The sequence below is a fragment of the Cobetia sp. L2A1 genome (assembly GCF_009796845.1).
GTDB lineage: Bacteria > Pseudomonadota > Gammaproteobacteria > Pseudomonadales > Halomonadaceae > Cobetia.
Genome location: NZ_CP047025.1, coordinates 2,123,066 through 2,139,686, shown reverse-complemented (window position 1 = coordinate 2,139,686; position 16,621 = coordinate 2,123,066). Strand labels below are relative to the sequence as shown.

The following is a 16,621-nucleotide window of genomic DNA, read 5'->3' as shown; positions in this document are numbered from 1 at the left end:
GATGACACGCTGCTGTGATGGCGTCGCTTCAGGACATCATGCCGCGGGGCTTGTCATGCACCGTTGCAGGCTCGCTGGCACCTGCCGCGACAGAGGCAGAGTTGAGAGTGGCAGGTGGGGCTAGCGCGGCGGCCTCGACCATGTCATCAGTAATGCCATTGGCAATGGCGGGCTCGGCTACGGAAGGGACGATTTCTGCCTCGCGTGCGCCATCGAGGACAGGGACATTGCTGGGGTCATTCCCCGGGCCTGCTTCCAGACTTGGCAAGGCGCTGCGGATGATGTCGGCGCACAGCGCTCGATGCTCTGTCAGCTGCATGCCTTCACGTTCAAGGTATTGCATGAGTCGAGTGGCCGACACGAGTGCCACGATGGGATGGAGACTGCGAAAGCGTTCAGCGACCTTTTGTGTGTTGATCGTCGCTAGCTGTTCAGGCTGGGTATGTGGCATCGAAATGTCCCCTTTTTCGGTTTCGATGTAATGGAATCTCGTTGGATTCTCTAGGTACGTTGCTATTTCAAGAGAGTGTGATGACGTCCACGAACGTGCCTGCAGTGCTTGGGTCGTTGTACGTTCGTTTGTTGCAATAGCACATGAGGCATTACAAAACGCAGTGTTAGCCGTTCTCTCAGCTGTCCCTTCAGTCATTCTTCCAACGCCTCAAGCAGAAGTATTAGAGAAGCTAGAAGAATGTGCCAGCAATATACGCCCTGATATTACTTCAGCCTCTTTGAGAGTTGTCTCCAAAGTGACTGTCTCGGTGGTGAGTGTCTTTGTGTGGTAGAGAGAAAATGCTGAGTCGTGAGCCACGTACCAACGCTGTGCTCAGCGCAGCCGTCAGCCATTGAAGCCATTACCCGGCACTTTCCCTCTTGGATATCAGCAACATCATCGAGGCTGTTAGACTAACGCTCCTTCATGTCGAGTGGATGTCCGTCATGTTGATATTGTTGACAGGGCGCGGTCTGACGGCCCCTGTGACTTCTTCCTCTGCGATTTTTCCCCTGTGGATGTGCCATGAAACGTTTTGTGCTGCTTGATACTGCTCCGATTCCCGGCACGACAGACTCACTCTGTCTGTTTGAGTATGGCGAGGATTTCGTCATCAAGATCGAGAGTGGCAAGGGCGGTCAGCTGATGAACACCCGCATGCATGGCTCTGAAGATGCGCTGGCGGAGATTCCGGCGCGCCTGCTGACAAGCCGGACGGCTCAGCGCGTATTGATTGGCGGTTTGGGAATGGGCTTTACGCTGGCCTCGGCGCTCAAGCATTTCAATGCCGATGCCGAGGTGATCGTGGCTGAGCTGGTGCCGGGTGTGGTGGCCTGGAACGACGGTCCGCTGGGTGAGAAGGCGGGTTATCCGATTCGTGATCCGCGGGCTCTCGTCGATAATCGTGATGTGGCCGAGGTGCTGCGTGAGGCGCCTGCCGGCTTCGATGCCATCATGCTGGATGTCGACAATGGCCCTGAAGGGCTGACGGCAGATGACAATGACTGGCTCTACAGTGCCGCAGGGCTGGCGGCTTGCGCGCGTGCACTGCGGCCCAGTGGCATTCTGGCGGTGTGGTCGGCGAGTGCAGATCCGCGCTTTTCCCAGCGTCTCTCCAAGGCGGGATTCAAGGCCAAGGCCGAGCAGGTCTATGCTCACGGCAGTTCTGGCGCCAAGCACACCATCTGGATTGCGCGCTATGTGGGGCGTCCCGAAGCTCAGGTAACTGCCCGTAAATCGCACGATGACAAAGGCGGTTCGAAGGGGGCTCACAAGCGCGGAGCAACCACCCGTCCAGCGCGTCGCAGGTAAGCCATGCGGAGAGTCCAGGCACGGGCGTCATTCAGGTAACAACGCAAGAGGGGCTGGCCATCATGGCCAGCCCCTCTCTCTCGCCAACGACATCGCCAACGACAATATCTGTTCTCGCCGCTACCCGCATCAGTATCCGGGTTTCAACAAGTGCTGACAGCGTCAGTCAGGCAGTTTCACGTGCCTTCATGTCGGCGAGATATTCATCTGCCAGCGTGTGCTTGGCGGCGTCATCAAGGGCGCGCCCTGCCAGTTGGAAGACTTCCTGCTCTTCTTCTTCCAGATGGTGCGTCACCAGGTGCTCAAGCTGTTTGGCCGTGGTCAGCCAGGCAGAGGAGCTGTAATCCGTCGCTTCGAGCTTCTCTACCAGCTCATCGATTTCATGGTGCTCTGCCACACTGTGACGCGCTTTTTCCTGCGTCATGTCGTGTTCCATCATCGGGATATACAGCGCGCGTTCCTCGGCACCGGCGTGGTTGGCCAGCTCAGCCTTTAGACGGTTGAAGAGATCATCACGCGGTGCGCTATCACCTTCTGTCTGCACCAGCATGCCCAGCAGACGGCGTTGTTCATCGTGGCTCTTGCGCAGGGCTTCAAAGATGGTCATGTCGCTTTTCATATCGCTATTCATCTCCAATATCCTCATCGATGTCAGGTCATTGCAATTCTAGCGGTGACAAATACATGAAATCACCGCGCTTGTGTCAGGTCTGCTTGTGTCAGGTCTGTATAACCTTGGTGTCGACTGACAGCAACTTCAAGGGGGGAAGCAGGTGAACATGGGAGCAGCCTCTTGAAAAAGGCCCTTCGCGCATGCAGGTACTGGTAACTGATTGTCCCTGGATGACCCCGCATGCCTGCTGGAGCTTGACCATGACCGATGTGCCTACCCCTCAACCGTCTGATGACGTCAAACGCCAATCGCAGGTTACTGCAGAGGCACCGTCTACTGACCAGAAAAGTCCCGCTTCAGGCATACCGCCTCAGAAAGGCGCGATCATGAGTGACAAGGGCTCCCATGCACCGGCGCTGGACGCGCACCTCGCGGGGAGCCAGGTAGGCACTTCACCCGGTGGAGGCTGGCCATCACTGAAAGCGGTGGAGCACTTCATCTGGCAGCAGCATCTACCCATCAAGGGCCACACCAGCTTGATGAAGATGAACAAGCCGGATGGCTTCATCTGTCCCAGCTGCGCCTGGCCGAATGGTGACAAGCCCAAGGGTGCCAATTTCTGCGAGAACGGTGCCAAGGCGTTGGCATGGGAGGCCACGCGTGAGCGAGTCAGTGACAGCCTGTTCGCAGACAACACGCTAAGCGAGTTGCGCGAGTGGACGGACCACCATCTGGAGCGGGAAGGGCGCCTGACGCATCCTTTACGCTATAACGCTGTGATAGATCGCTACGAGCCGGTGAGCTGGGAATCGGCCTATGCCGAAATCGGCGAGCGGCTCAAGCGTTACGAGGATCCCAATCAGGTCGAGTTCTATACCTCAGGTCGCACCTCCAATGAAGCGGCATTCCTGTACTCGTTGTTTGGGCGCATGTATGGCACCAACAACTTCCCTGACTGCTCCAACATGTGTCACGAAACCACCTCGCGTGCCTTGCCGGAATCGATCGGTATCGGCAAGGCGACGGTGAATCTCGAAGACTTCAAGCAGGCGGATGCCATCTTCATCTTCGGGCAGAACAGCGGTACCAACAGCCCACGGATGCTGGGCGATCTGCATGAGGCACGCGGGCGGGGTGCTGAGGTCGTGACCTTCAATCCGCTGCGCGAACGTGCACTGGTCCGTTTCGCTGACCCGCAATCGCCCAAGGACATGCTCAGTCGTGATGGCGTGGAGATCAGCACCCAGTATCACCAGTTGCGAATCGGCGGTGATCTGGCTGCGATTCAGGCCATGTGCAAGTACGTCATCGAGTCTGATGACACATTGCGTGCGGATGATCCGTATGCGGTGGGGGTTCTGGATCACGACTTCATCGCCCAGCATTCCCATGGCTACGAGGCTTTTGCCAGCCATTGTCGCGCGCTTGATTGGCAGTACCTGGTCGACATGTCCGGTCTCTCGCGTGAGTCACTGGAGAAGGCGGCCAAGACCTACATGGAAGCGGAGCGTGTCATCTGCTGCTGGGGCATGGGCATCACCCAGCATGCCCGCGGTGGCGATACGATCCAGCAGATCATCAATCTGCTGTTGCTACGCGGCAATATTGGCAAGCCGGGGGCAGGCGCCTGTCCGGTACGCGGGCATTCCAATGTACAGGGTGACCGTACCGTCGGTATCGAGAATCTGCCCACCACCGAGATGTTGGACGCCTTCGATCGTGTATTCGACATTCAATGCCCGCGCGAGCCAGGGCATGATGTGTCGGAATGCTGTGAAGCGATACTGCGCGACGAGGTCAAGGCATTCATCGGCATGGGGGGTAACTTCTTTCGTGCCATTCCGGATCAGAAGCGCGTGGTCGAGAAGGTGCGTGAACTGGACATGACCGTGCACATCGCCACCAAGCTCAATCGCAGCCATCTTCAGCCCGGCAAGCACGGTTGGGTGCTGCCGACCCTTGGGCACAGTGAGCGTGACCTCCAGGCAGGAGCCGATGGCAAGGGCGCGGAGCAGACCACCAGTGTCGAGGATGGCATGTGCAACGTGGCGCCATCGCGCGGCGTGATGGCGCCGGCAGACCCGAGCATGCACTCGGAAATTGCCATTGCCTGTCAGCTGGCCAAGGCCACCTTGCCTAGGCATCCCACGCTGGACTGGGATTGGCTGCAGGCCGATTACGCGCGGATTCGTGAGCGCATCGAGGCCGTGTTTCCGCAGATATTCCCCCGCTATAACGCTCGCCTGGCGCAGGGCGGCTTTCATGTTCGTATCGCCCCGCGTGAGCGTATCTGGCATACCGACTCCGGGCGCGCCAACTTCCTGTTTCCCGAAGGCCTGGGGACCGATGAGGAGGGTCTCGACAAGGTAACTCACGAGACGCTGGACATGGACAGTACCTTCCTGTTGATGACGCTACGTGGCCATGATCAGTTCAACACCACGGTTTACTCGAATGATGACCGTTATCGCGATGTCTACGGCACGCGCATGGTAGTGATGATCAGCCCGCAGGATCTCGAGACGCTCGGGCTCGAGGAGGGCCATCGGGTGCGGCTGGAAACCGTGTCGGAGGACGGTGTCGAACGCAGCATGGCCGGCTTCAAGCTCAAGGCCTACGACATCCCGACCGGTTGTCTGGCGGCCTACTACCCGGAAACCAATGACCTGATTCCTCTGGATCACCGTGATGCGCGCAGCAATACACCGGCCTGTAAATCGGTGCCGGTTCGCTTGCGTCTGATGGACACTGAAGAGGTCAATGCCAGTGAAGGTGTGCTAGCCAGTGCTTGATCTGAGAGAAATGAAGTCGGCGACTGGACGTCAGAGTGCGACGTTCGTCAAAAAACTTGATCTTGAACACTAAGTCAAGATAACGACGAGGCTTGCAGTAGAATCAACCCTGGTCAAACGTCAAGTGATGACCCTGACGCTTAAAATGCCGAACGCACCCATGTGGTGCGTTCGGCATTTTCATGCCACAACCCAATGCATTGGGGAGTTTCAGGCGGTAGCCAAAGGAGTTTGGCAAAGCGCATGATCTGCCGCTCAGCCTTGCGATCCGATGAGTTTTCCTGTCGCGCGCGAGTCAGCAACCTGACGCCTGAGACAGCTTTCAAGCGTTGCGCCAGAGGCAACTTGGCAGCTGTGTCGCAAAAACTGGCCTGAATATTGCGATCTGGTACCGTAGCGCCGCTGCAGCCCGCTGGCTGGGCGTCCCTCGCGCAATATGTCCCCACTCATCACGAGACTCGGAAGATTGATGACCGAGCTCCAGGAAGGCACTCATGGCAGAACACGGTAATAGCGCCGCGACAGACGGCGAATCAGGCAATGATTATCCCTTGAGTGAAGTGCCGGCGTCGGCGCGACGTGGGTTGCTCTCCACCTCGATGGTGCTGCTCGGTTTCACCTTCTTCACTGCCACCATGTGGGCGGGTGGGTCATTGGGCGCAGCGTTCGAGCTCAATGAGCTGATGTGGATCATCGTGATCGGCAATCTGTTGCTCGGCGGTTATGCAGCCGCCCTGGCCTATATCGCCTGCAAGAGTGGTCTCAATTCGGTATTGATGGGCCGTCTGTGCTTTGGCGAGAAGGGCAGTCGTCTGTCAGATATCGTGCTCGGCTTCACCCAGATTGGCTGGTATGCCTGGGGTACGGCGACCATCGCCATCGTGCTGGTCAAGACGCTGGGCTTGCCGGAATGGCTGACCACACCGTTGATGGTCATCTTCGGCTTTGCCTTCTGTCTCACGGCGATGGTCGGCTATCGCGGGCTGGACATGCTCTCGCGTGTGGCCGTGCCTGCCATGCTGCTGTTCATTCTGTTCAGCCTCTATACCGGCATGGTGGATATCGGTGGCATGACGGGGCTTGCCGCCATCGTGCCGGCAGACTCCATGAGCTGGACGGCTGCCATCACGGCCGTGATCGGTACCTTCATCAGTGGCGGCACCCAGGCCACCAACTGGAGCCGCTTCGCACGCTCGCCCAAGATTGCCGTGATCGCCACGCTGGCGGCCTTCTTCGTCGGCAATGGCCTGATGGTCGTGACCGGCGCACTCGGCGCGATGATCTACCAGCAAGCCGATATCGTTGACGTGATGATCGCCCAGGGGCTGGTCAGCCTTGCCGTGTTGATGCTGTTCCTCAATATCTGGACGACGCAGGACAACACCATCTACAACTTCGCCATTGCCGGCTGCAACCTGCTGCGCACTCCGCATCGTCAGCGTGTCACTCTTGGTGGCGCGGCCATCGGCACATTGCTTGCGGTACTCGGCATGTATGAATGGTTGATCCCGTTCCTGATTCTGCTCGGCACCTTCATCCCGCCGATCGGTGGCGTCATCATGGCCAATTTCTGGCTTGGGCATAAAGGCCAGTATCCGCGCCTCGCCGAGATGCCGAGTGTCGACTATCACTGGCCGGGGCTCGCTGCCTACGCCATCGCCTGCCTGTGTGCCTGGGCCTCGCCCTTCATGCCACCTGTCGTGGGTGTCCTGGTCGCCTTCATCGTCTACGGTGCACTGCTCAAGCTGATGTCTGTGGAGGTCACCAGCAAGACGGCGGCGTGAGTGACTGAGCCTATGATGTGAAGGGTGGAGGAATATGAAACGCCCAACGAGTCCTAGACTCGTTGGGCGTTGTAATTACCAGTCTGTAAAATCTAATACTCTGTCTAGTCTTAACAAGGTGGCCTTGCTACCTAATATTTCATGCCAATATGCGACTCGATCTCTTTCTTCTCCAGCGCCACTCCATTCAACAATTCTTACATGCTTGCCACCTTCAATAACATGCGGTTGAATGGTTTTATTTAGATGTATATCTTGGCCAGAGTAACCGAATAGTATTACCTCCGTTGCTTCATGTAGTGCTAGTTGTAATTGATGCCAGTATGCTGTTAGTACATTCGAATTAAGAATGGCAGAGCGTTTGTGCTTAACATGAGTTAATACGATATGAGGTCCGTAGCTTTCCATCGCTAAGTATAGACCACTTAACCGAGCTTTTACGGTCTTTGCATCTGCATCAAAAAATAAAGGGGACCCATGAAGATGCATATAGTAGCCAAAGTCTTTGCCATATTTTCTGTTGAAATTTTCAGCCTCGAATCCTCTGCCTAGCATGCCATCTATCAAAGCACTGTCATAGTTTTTGAGGACCTCTGTGTTTATAAATGATTCATATAAAAGTTTGTCATAATTTAACGTTGCAACATGTGATTTGGTAGATTTGACAAACTCTGAAAGTGGCATAGCGAAATGGTTAGGTAGAGCTCCATCAAAGTTATACAGTTCAATTGCAGTTTTGTGGATAAACTTACCAGTAACTATAGGGAATTCAGCGCCATGCTTATTTAGCCATCCACAACATCCACGCCCTAGAGTTTCTAAGCTATTACAGTGTGATGCGACTTGATGCAATATGTCTAATTGCTCTTCACCTCTTGGGCATTCGTCTGTATCTAGACAGGCTTTGATAAGACCTTTTTGTTCATCAGTCAAGAAGTCATCAAGGCTCCACACTTTTTCCAAAGCTCTAGATAGTAAGAAATGATCGCTATCTAGAGCCATGCCAAGTCCATTGCCGAATATTATCAACTTCCTTGTCATGATCGTTCCCTTATAGTTTTGATTTTTGACTATCTCTATTAGGGTTGTAGTCATGTTTAAAGGTGTCAACATTATTTTTTTAATACCTTAACGCTGTGGCTTCACTTGGATTACTAGGCAGGCGGCGATCAGCGCCATGCCCAGCCAGCTGAGCGATTTGTTCTCCGACGATGGTGACTGCGAGCAGCGCGGCGACCAGCGGTTCGAACAGTGCCAACAGGGTAGCCTTGCTGGCGGCAACGGTCTGCAGGCCGTTGCCGAAGATGTTATAGCCGAGGAACATCGGTACCAGTGCCATGTAGAACGCGACGCTGGTGTTGCCGAGTGTGGTGAACAGACGCGAGTCTGCCGTCAGTATGCTGAAGCCCAGGCCTGCGATCAGCGCGACACCGAACAGGCTGCCCACAGCAGCGCGGCAAACAGAACGGCGAGGCTGCCCATGTCGATTGCGCTGTCAGGTGCTGCAACATCGGCGCGTGGCATCGTCATTGGGCTGTTCTTTTTTCTCTGGACGTCTCTTGATCCGAGCTGCCTTTCTCTGAGCTGCCCTGTGCTGCTCACGCCATGGCCACTGCCTGCAAAAGTGTGCTGAAACCACTGTCGGTCAATACGACGAAATATCACCAACATTCGATGATGTCGTCTCTGACGATCGGGGAGAGTCCGGTTGGTTCCATGCATCAGAGTCGCTCCACAGATCAGAGTCACCCCAGTCTGCAGAGTCGGGTTGGGGCTCTGCTACCGTGTGGGGAGCCGTCCAGGTCGCGAGCTCCGGCTGCTGAGTGTTCTGCGCGGCCTGCACTGCTTGAGGACGCAGTTGCAGCATCAGGCACGTCATGATCAGCACCATACCGACTGCGCCCATCAGGGTGAACTGTTCACCGACCACGATGACGGCCAGCAGTCCGGCGACCAGCGGTTCGAACATGGTCAGCACGGTCACTCTGCTGATGGGAACGCAGGCGAGTCCACGTCCGAAGATCAAGCTGGCCAACAGCATCGGGATCAATGCCATGTACACGGCGACCGTGGCATTCACCGGCGTGGCGAACAGGCGAGGATTGATGAATAGACAGCTGACCGCCAGGCCGATCAACAACAGCACTCCTGCGATGCCGAACATCGCCCCCATGGCGGCGCGCCGGTGGATACCCAACAGCATCATGCGTCTCGCGAGAAGGGAGTAGGTGGCGTAGCTGGCGCCAGCCAGAATGCCAAGTCCGATACCGATGAGCTTGTGGCTTTCCTGCGCGATGGCAGAGGCGTCTGCAGGCGTTGAGGCATCAGGCAGTCGTGTCTCGCCCATGGCCATCAGGCCGACTCCAACCATGCCCAGCATCAGGGCTGCGTACCAGCGAGGGCTGACGTGCTTGCGGTCAAGCACATACTCCAGGGCGGCAGCCGCCAGTGGCGCTGTGGCAATGGTGATGACAGTCCCCATCGCCACGCCGGTGTATTCCATCGCGGAATAGAACGCCAGGGGATAGAGGATGATGCACAGGGCTGCCCACAGGACGAGGTGTCTATGCGCGACGAGTATCGCCAGCTCAACGCGGAGGATCCTGCGCGAGAGCACTGCCTGCAATATGCCACCAAACCCCATGGCGAAGGCGCCGGTTGCAAGCGGGCTGACACCCTGATTGAAGTGGGCTGCGGTGCCTGTTGTCCCCCATAGCAAGGCTGCCGTGAGGACTGAGAGGTTGCCGACCTGGCGTTGCAGAGCAGAGCGTAAGGGCGCCTGGGAGAAGGAATGCTGCATGATGAATGGCTCGCAATGAAGTGTGTCTCGGTGAGTACGAGATTACGCTTCATTGCGAGATATTATTGTGCTGAAACTACGCTCTGATCTGCCGAGAGAAGCAAACCATCACATGCCAGCGCAGCAATGACATCGAGCATTCTGGAAGGGTTCTGAAAGGCAGCTCAATCGTTTGCTGGAGTGAGACTGGAATACTGACGTGTCATTTCGCGCGGGGACTGCCCGAAATGGCAGGAAAAGCGCCGAGAGAAGGCGGAAAGATTCTGATATCCGACGGCCTCGGCCACCTGTTGCACGCTCAGATCGGTATGGATCAACTGCGCGCGGGCGCGCTCCATGCGTTTCGCAGTCAGATATTGCTTGACGCTGATCCCCAGACTGTCGCGAAACACCTTGTGAAACTGGGTCGGGCTCAAGTGAGCAAGCCTGGCCAGTGAGGCGACGTCGTGGGGCTGGCCAAGCTGGGCCTTCATGGTATCCAGTACCCGCAATAGCCGGCGATCGACCCGATGATCGCAGGTCTGCTTCTCCAGCAGGCCGAGAAACAGAGAGATCGACAGCCGGTCGATCTCTCTGTCTATCTCACCCTGCAGCTGGGCTTCGAGAAACAGCAGGTAATTCATCAGTAGAGTGCTGATCGAGAACACCACCCGCTGAGATGCCGCGAGATTGTCGGGCAGATAGTCCAGATCGGCGACGATGAACCGCGCGGCATCCTTGGCATGAAACAGGTGCGACTCGCCGGGGCGAATGATGACGCACTCCCCGGTGACCACGGTGCCCTGATGGCTGCCCACCTGGACATCGAGATGTCCTCGGATCGGCAATATCAATTGGTGATGCACGTGATCATGCACGGTAGCCTGCGGGGGATAGGCCCGCAGTGAGAGTGTCGTCATGGTGCAATGGCCATCATCAGGCGGTGAATGCGGACAAGTGTGGCGGTGTTGGTGCTGTAATGGAGCGCGGCGACCAGCGCGCAATCAACGGCTGAGTTCGATGCTACGGGTCTGGCCTCGTCCGACTTGCACCTGGCTGAGAATCAGCGGGCTGCGCGTGCCGTCGGGTAGCTTGATCACACCTGCGACATAGAAGGTGCCGGAGGGCAGGCTGCCGGCATTGAAGTAGCCATTGCTGTCGGTCCGCACGATATGGGTATACGCCTGAGCGCGGGAGTCAGCTCTCTCTACTGTCTTGCCCGACAGCGCCAGTTCAGCGGCTTCAGCGGAGTAGGTCGTGACAGGTGCCACTGAAATGCCATCACCATTGGCGTAGACCGTCTGCCCCTTCCAGTCATAAGACATGCGGCCCTTGATGACAGAGGTGCCGGTCTTGTCAAGCTTGGCGTATTCGGCTTCAGGGAAGGCAATCGTGCGTTCGACGCGTTGTTCGCCCTGAGTTACCTCGGGCGTCGAACTGAAGTCCGGCATGGTGATGCTGTCGGCCATGCGCGAGGCGCTTTCGCAACCGGCAAGGGCTGCCGTGCAGAGCAGCAGGGCAAGGGGAGTACGCAGTTGGCGAAGCATGATGGACCTTCCTCGAAGATGATGATGTAGCGATGGCGACTGATGGGTGCAGCATGTCACAAGCGCCACCTTGATAGCGCCATCCTACTGGCCTGGTGGAGTTCAGGAAACTGTCAGTGGTGGCCGACATGCCTGTGAGCAAAGAGCATCGCCACCCCGGGGTTGTGCTTGGGGCACGTATCTATCTTTCTCTCATACCGTTGGCGTGCTGTCAGCTAACCTATGAAATTGTTGAAACAGAAAAGCATTATTCATTAGACCTTTGTCTATTAATGCGAGACAGTTGCCTCTATTCATACATCGTTAATGTTTGCGTGGCTACCTGAGGGTATATCGCGAGCTCGTTATCGGGTTTTCATTCTTCGGAGAGTTGCATGACCCCACGTGAAAATAGTGTTTCGGATGATGTCCCCATGCGCCAGGATGGTCATCATGAAGCGTCCCAAGTCGCTGAGCCGACCAGCCCGGCACGTCGTCGTCTGCTCAAGCTGGGTGTGTCGGGGCTGGGATTGGTGGCGCTTTCCAGCCTGTCACTTTCTGCACTGGCGGCCAGTGCCACCTCATCAGAGGCGTCATCCGGTGCCGCGTCTGATGATGACTCAGCCTTCAAGGCGTTCATGCTCCTGTCAGCATGGTTACTGAGCGACAAGACGCTGGATAAACGTCTGGGTGAGCGTTTCTTTGAGGCATTGGTGCGTATCCCTGCCCCCAATGTGCCAGGCATGGGTAGTTTGCCCGCCCTGAAGAACAAGTTGCTGGCACTTGGCGAGGCGCGTGACTATCTGAAGGAAGACGATCTCGACGCCTCCGAGATGCAGTTGGTGCGACGTGTCCTCCAAGCCTGGATGCTGGGCACGGTTGGCACTGCAATTGATGATCCCGCGGCGGAAGTCATCGCCTATGAATACGCGGCCATGTATGCCGGCCCTCGCGATGTGCAGATCATCCGCACCTATTGCCCTAACCAACCGGGCTTCTGGGCACAGCGTCCTGAGTGATCATGCCTCGTCAGTCCTGACCCTGATGCTGTCCCTGATACGCTTTTTGAACTTCCTGACAACTTGACTCGGGTACTTCCCGATCAAGATTCACGTCTAAAAAATGTTCCTCTGAGGAGAATCCTGCATGGCTGCGGAATCCCATTCGCATGATGCCGATGTCATCATCGTCGGTTCTGGTGTTGCTGGCGCCTTGATTGCCCACCGGCTTGCCGAGGCAGGTAAATCAGTCATCATGCTTGAGGCTGGCCCTCGCATGCAGCGCTGGCAGATTGTGGAGCGCTTCCGTAATCAAGCCGACAAGATGGACTTCATGGGGCCTTATCCGGCAAGCAAGGCTGCGCCACACCCGATGCTGTATGGCGAGAATGCCAATTACCTCGTGCAGAAGGGCGAGCAGGTCTATGACGCGCAATACATTCGCGCCGTCGGTGGTACTACTTGGCACTGGGCGGCGTCTGCATGGCGCTTCCTGCCTAGCGATTTCCGCTTGAAAAGCGAATATGGCGTCGGACTGGATTGGCCGATTTCCTATGATGACCTGGAAGGCTACTACTTCCGTGCCGAGCAGGCGCTGGGGGTATGGGGCCCGAATGATGTTGACCTCGGCAGCCCGCGCAGCGCTGATTATCCGATGGCACCGTTGCCGCTGTCATGGAATGAGCAGCGTGTCAGTCAGCGGATCAATCCGCATGGCTTTGACATGGTCACCGAACCTGTCGCGCGCAACAGTCGCCCGTACGACGATCGCCCGACCTGCTGTGGCAACAACAACTGCATGCCGATCTGTCCGATCGGGGCGATGTACTCCGGCATCATCCATGTCGAGAAGGCCGAACGTGCGGGTGCCAAGTTGATCGACAATGCTGTGGTGCACCATCTGGAAAGCGATGCCAGCGGCAAGATCCGTGAAGTGCGCTATCTCGATCCGCAGGGCAAGGAACATCGCCTGAGCGCGCCCAAGGTTGTGCTGGCGGCCAACGGTATCGAAACGCCCAAGCTGATGCAGATGTCGGTGAATGCACATACGCCCAATGGTGTCGGCAATCAGAATGACATGGTGGGGCGTCACCTGATGGATCACCCCGGTACCGGCGTCAGCTTCCTGGCCGATGAAGTGCTGTGGGCAGGGCGTGGGCCTCAGGAGATGACCTCGATCATCACTTGGCGTGATGGGGACTTCCGCAAGGAGTACGCCTCCAAGAAGCTGCACCTCTCCAACATGGCGCGTACACAGCAGATGACGACGGAGGTGTTGTCGGAAACCCCGCTGCGCCTGGGCGCCGACCTGCAGGCCCAGATTGACAATCGTGCCAGCCGTTATGTGCAACTGGATAGCTTCCATGAGTTGTTGCCGGAGCCGTCCAATCGCATCACGCCATCAAAAAAACGCGATGCGCTCGGCCTGCCGAGGCCAGAATTCCGTTATGCTATCGATGATTACGTCAAGCGCAGCGCCGTGCATACCCGAGAACAATATGCACGTATCGCTCAGCTGATGGGAGGCACGGATATCGCGTTCCGTGACGAATTCTCCAACAACCAGCATATCTGCGGTACGACCCTGATGGGAGACGACCCCAAGAAGTCCGTGGTGGACCGCGATTGCCGTGTGCATGGCCATGACAACCTGTTTGTCGCCAGCTCCGGCTGCATGCCGACCGTTGGGTCGGTCAATTGCACCCTGACCATCGCGGCCTTGTCTCTCCGTATCGCCGATCAGCTAGAACAGGAAATATGAGCATGGGCCAGCCAGGTCGTAACGCCGTGAATGATGAGAGTATTGCCAAGAAACGCCTGATGGTCCGTCCTGCGCATCGTCATCTGGGAAGCGCCATTCGTCTAGCGGCATTTGCCGGCGTCAGCACACTGCTGTTGAGTGGTTGTGGCAACGGGGAAGATGAGCACGCCAAGCAGGTTGCTGCTGACAAGGCGGCCACCAGTGACCCGGCCTTGGTCAAGCAAGGTCTTTATATGGCGCAGGCCAGTGACTGTGCTGCCTGCCACACGACCAAGGATGGTGAAGACTACGCAGGTGGCCTCCCGTTCGAGACACCGGTCGGTGAGATTTTCTCCACCAACATCACGCCGGACACCGAGCATGGCATCGGCAACTATACCCTTGAGGAATACACCCGTGTGCTGCGCGAAGGGGAAGCAGCTGACGGCCATAACCTGTACCCGGCGATGCCGTTCCCGTCCTACGCGCGTCTGACCGATGATGACATCAAGGCGCTGTATGCGTGGAACATGCATGATGTCACGCCGAGCAGCGAGCCGAATCGTGAGAGCGAAATTCCGTTCCCGCTCAACATGCGTTGGCCGATGGGCCTGTGGGAAGAAATCTTCTCACCGCTTGAGCCATGGCAGGATGACGAGCAGAAAGAGGCTGACTGGAATCGTGGCGCCTATCTGGTGCAGGGCCCGGGTCACTGCGGTAGCTGCCATACCGAACGCGGCCTTGCCTTCCAGGAGAAGGCGCTGACCGGCGATGAAGAAGGGTATCTCGGTGGTGCGATGATTGAAGGCTGGCGTGCCTTCAACCTGACGCCGGACGTCAAGGATGGCTTGGGTAGCTGGAGCGAGCAGGATATCGTCACCTATCTCTCGACGGGCAACTTGAAAGGCAAGGCACAGGCGGGTGGCCCGATGGCGGATGTCATCAGTCACTCCATGCGCCATATGACTGACGAAGACCTCAATGCGATGGCGGTCTATCTGAAGTCACTGCCCGCATTGAATGGCAAGGGCGAGCAGGGCGAGGCGGTCAATGATGATGACCGCAAGGCGGAGGCTACGGCGCCATCTGAGAAGCAGGCCGACGAGAAGGGCTCGCAAGATGCCCCGCAGGTCGCGACTCGCTTCAATCAGGGCGCACCGGCCGATGACGTGCTGTTGCTTCGTGGGCAGCCGCTGGACAAGCGTCCGGATGACAAGGAGTTGATCGGCCAGCTGACGGATGCAACGCCTGGCGTGCGTCTGTATCTGGGCCACTGTGCCATGTGTCACGGTGCTGATGGTGCGGGTACGCAAGACGGCTACTACCCGTCACTGTTCCACAACAGTGTCACCGGCAGCGTCTATCCGGATAATCTGGCGCAGGCCATTCTCAATGGCGTACAGCGTGAGAGCAATGGCCACAGTGTCTTCATGCCGGCCTTTGACAGCAGCCTGAACGACAATGAGCTGATCAATCTGATGGACTATCTGGAGAATCGCTTCGGAGAAGGCCATGACAGCCAGACACTGGCCGCGCCAGATGCGCGTCGTCAGCTGCTGAGTGACAAGCTCAAGGATTGGCGTGGCGAGTAAGCACACCAGTCTACGCTGACAGACAGGGCGCTTTTTCAGGGGCAGCTAGCCGTGATGTGGCTGCCCCTGTTTGACAAGGTTTGATTGTGTTGAACGGTTTCCTACTGGCAGTACATTGCTTTCAAGGGCAACTCGCACTGGCGCTACGACGAAGTTAGGGTAAAATTGCAGTACGCAGGACCCTAATTCGCATTCATGCCGTGCGTGTTGCGCGCAAATGCAGCACAAACTGAAGAACTGCGGTAGAATGTGCGCCCAGACTTTAGCTCTTTACCAATTATTCGAGGCAACATAGCAGTATGACCGACGCCACTCTTGACGATCAGCTTGCATCCCTGTTTCAGGAGCAGGACACCAAGCAAGACCAGAATGCCCGCATCAAGGAGCTGGAACGTCAGCTGCGTGAAGCTAGCAAAGAAGCCGATAAGCTCCGTAATGCCCGTGACAAGGCAAAGAAAGAAGTTGAGGAAATGCGCGCGCGCAATGAACGCCTCAGCGAGAAAGCTTCGGCTTCTGACAAGCATCGCAAGCAGATTGAACATGAATTCAACCAGAAGCTTGTCCAGTACAAGGCACGTCTGGCGCGCGAGCAGGCAATTGCCCAGTCTCGCATGATGCCGATGGGTGCTTCTGCTGAAGGCGAGCAGACTGAAGAAGATGCAGCAACGCTTGAAGACCTCGGTCTGAATGCTGCTGCTATCCGTGCTTTGACGGATGCTGGCTATGATGACGTTGCCAAGGTGCGCCAAGCGCACGCTGATGGCGTGATTTCTGAAGTGAAAGGTATTGGTCCGAAGGCGCAGTCGCAGATTTCTGAATCTCTCGACGCCTGAGACTGATCTATCAGGATGGGTCGATTGATCCATCCTGATCACTGATCAGAGTTATCGATTACGGCATTGATCAATAGCCCCGCTGTCATTGGCTGCTGTCTGCTTCTCCTGTGAAGTGCGACTGGCAGCCAGTTGTTGGGTCTGAAGTGTTTCCTGACG

The 16,621-nt window shown here is 56.8% G+C and carries 14 protein-coding genes; 7 read left to right on the top strand and 7 right to left on the bottom strand.

What is annotated here, in order from left to right; translation table 11 throughout:
- Nucleotides 1–28 precede the first annotated feature (28 nt).
- Nucleotides 29–451 carry a hypothetical protein gene (locus tag GQR90_RS09265; protein WP_158773859.1) on the bottom strand — a complete coding sequence of 141 codons (423 nt, stop codon included), beginning with the start codon at nt 449–451 and terminating at the stop codon, nt 29–31.
- Between the two features lie 567 nt (nt 452–1,018).
- Between GQR90_RS09265 and GQR90_RS09260 the strand changes: the two genes are divergently transcribed.
- Nucleotides 1,019–1,804, top strand: a complete 786-nt coding sequence (locus GQR90_RS09260; RefSeq protein ID WP_199269395.1) for a hypothetical protein — start codon at nt 1,019–1,021, stop codon at nt 1,802–1,804.
- Between the two features lie 166 nt (nt 1,805–1,970).
- Here the strand turns inward: GQR90_RS09260 and GQR90_RS09255 are convergent, their stop codons facing one another.
- The gene (locus GQR90_RS09255; RefSeq protein WP_442778521.1) at nt 1,971–2,435 is read right to left on the bottom strand and encodes a hemerythrin domain-containing protein; all 465 of its coding nucleotides are present in this window, start codon (nt 2,433–2,435) and stop codon (nt 1,971–1,973) included.
- Nucleotides 2,436–2,677: 242 nt separating this feature from the next.
- Here GQR90_RS09255 and GQR90_RS09250 point away from each other — a divergent pair, with 242 nt between their 5' ends.
- Complete coding sequence (locus tag GQR90_RS09250; protein WP_233266181.1) at nt 2,678–5,209, top strand: FdhF/YdeP family oxidoreductase; 2,532 nt, start codon at nt 2,678–2,680, stop codon at nt 5,207–5,209.
- Between the two features lie 494 nt (nt 5,210–5,703).
- Nucleotides 5,704–6,993, top strand: a complete 1,290-nt coding sequence (codB, locus tag GQR90_RS09245) for a cytosine permease (protein WP_158773858.1) — start codon at nt 5,704–5,706, stop codon at nt 6,991–6,993.
- Nucleotides 6,994–7,068: 75 nt separating this feature from the next.
- On the opposite strand, the gene GQR90_RS09240 is transcribed toward codB, so the two are convergent.
- The 5 genes from GQR90_RS09240 to GQR90_RS09220 form a co-directional block, all read right to left on the bottom strand.
- Nucleotides 7,069–7,995: a hypothetical protein gene (locus GQR90_RS09240; RefSeq protein WP_199269394.1), complete on the bottom strand. Its 927-nt coding sequence runs from the start codon at nt 7,993–7,995 to the stop codon at nt 7,069–7,071.
- Nucleotides 7,996–8,113: 118 nt separating this feature from the next.
- Nucleotides 8,114–8,440: an EamA family transporter gene (locus tag GQR90_RS09235; RefSeq protein ID WP_158773856.1), complete on the bottom strand. Its 327-nt coding sequence runs from the start codon at nt 8,438–8,440 to the stop codon at nt 8,114–8,116.
- A gap of 198 nt (nt 8,441–8,638) precedes the next feature.
- The gene (locus GQR90_RS09230; RefSeq protein WP_158773855.1) at nt 8,639–9,793 is read right to left on the bottom strand and encodes a DMT family transporter; all 1,155 of its coding nucleotides are present in this window, start codon (nt 9,791–9,793) and stop codon (nt 8,639–8,641) included.
- 164 nt (nt 9,794–9,957) lie between these two features.
- The gene (locus GQR90_RS09225) at nt 9,958–10,692 is read right to left on the bottom strand and encodes an AraC family transcriptional regulator (RefSeq protein WP_158773854.1); all 735 of its coding nucleotides are present in this window, start codon (nt 10,690–10,692) and stop codon (nt 9,958–9,960) included.
- A gap of 84 nt (nt 10,693–10,776) precedes the next feature.
- The gene (locus GQR90_RS09220) at nt 10,777–11,319 is read right to left on the bottom strand and encodes a carboxypeptidase regulatory-like domain-containing protein (protein WP_158773853.1); all 543 of its coding nucleotides are present in this window, start codon (nt 11,317–11,319) and stop codon (nt 10,777–10,779) included.
- Nucleotides 11,320–11,693: 374 nt separating this feature from the next.
- On the opposite strand from GQR90_RS09220, the gene GQR90_RS09215 reads away from it, so the two are divergent.
- The 4 genes from GQR90_RS09215 to GQR90_RS09200 all read left to right on the top strand — a co-directional run bounded on the left by GQR90_RS09215 (nt 11,694) and on the right by GQR90_RS09200 (nt 16,462).
- The gene (locus tag GQR90_RS09215; RefSeq protein WP_158773852.1) at nt 11,694–12,317 is read left to right on the top strand and encodes a sugar dehydrogenase complex small subunit; all 624 of its coding nucleotides are present in this window, start codon (nt 11,694–11,696) and stop codon (nt 12,315–12,317) included.
- Between the two features lie 127 nt (nt 12,318–12,444).
- Nucleotides 12,445–14,058: a GMC family oxidoreductase gene (locus GQR90_RS09210; protein ID WP_158773851.1), complete on the top strand. Its 1,614-nt coding sequence runs from the start codon at nt 12,445–12,447 to the stop codon at nt 14,056–14,058.
- 2 nt (nt 14,059–14,060) lie between these two features.
- Entirely contained in the window at nt 14,061–15,629 is a 1,569-nt protein-coding gene (locus GQR90_RS09205) for a c-type cytochrome (protein ID WP_158773850.1), read from the top strand.
- A gap of 299 nt (nt 15,630–15,928) precedes the next feature.
- Entirely contained in the window at nt 15,929–16,462 is a 534-nt protein-coding gene (locus tag GQR90_RS09200; protein WP_158773849.1) for a hypothetical protein, read from the top strand.
- Nucleotides 16,463–16,621: the final 159 nt, after the last annotated feature.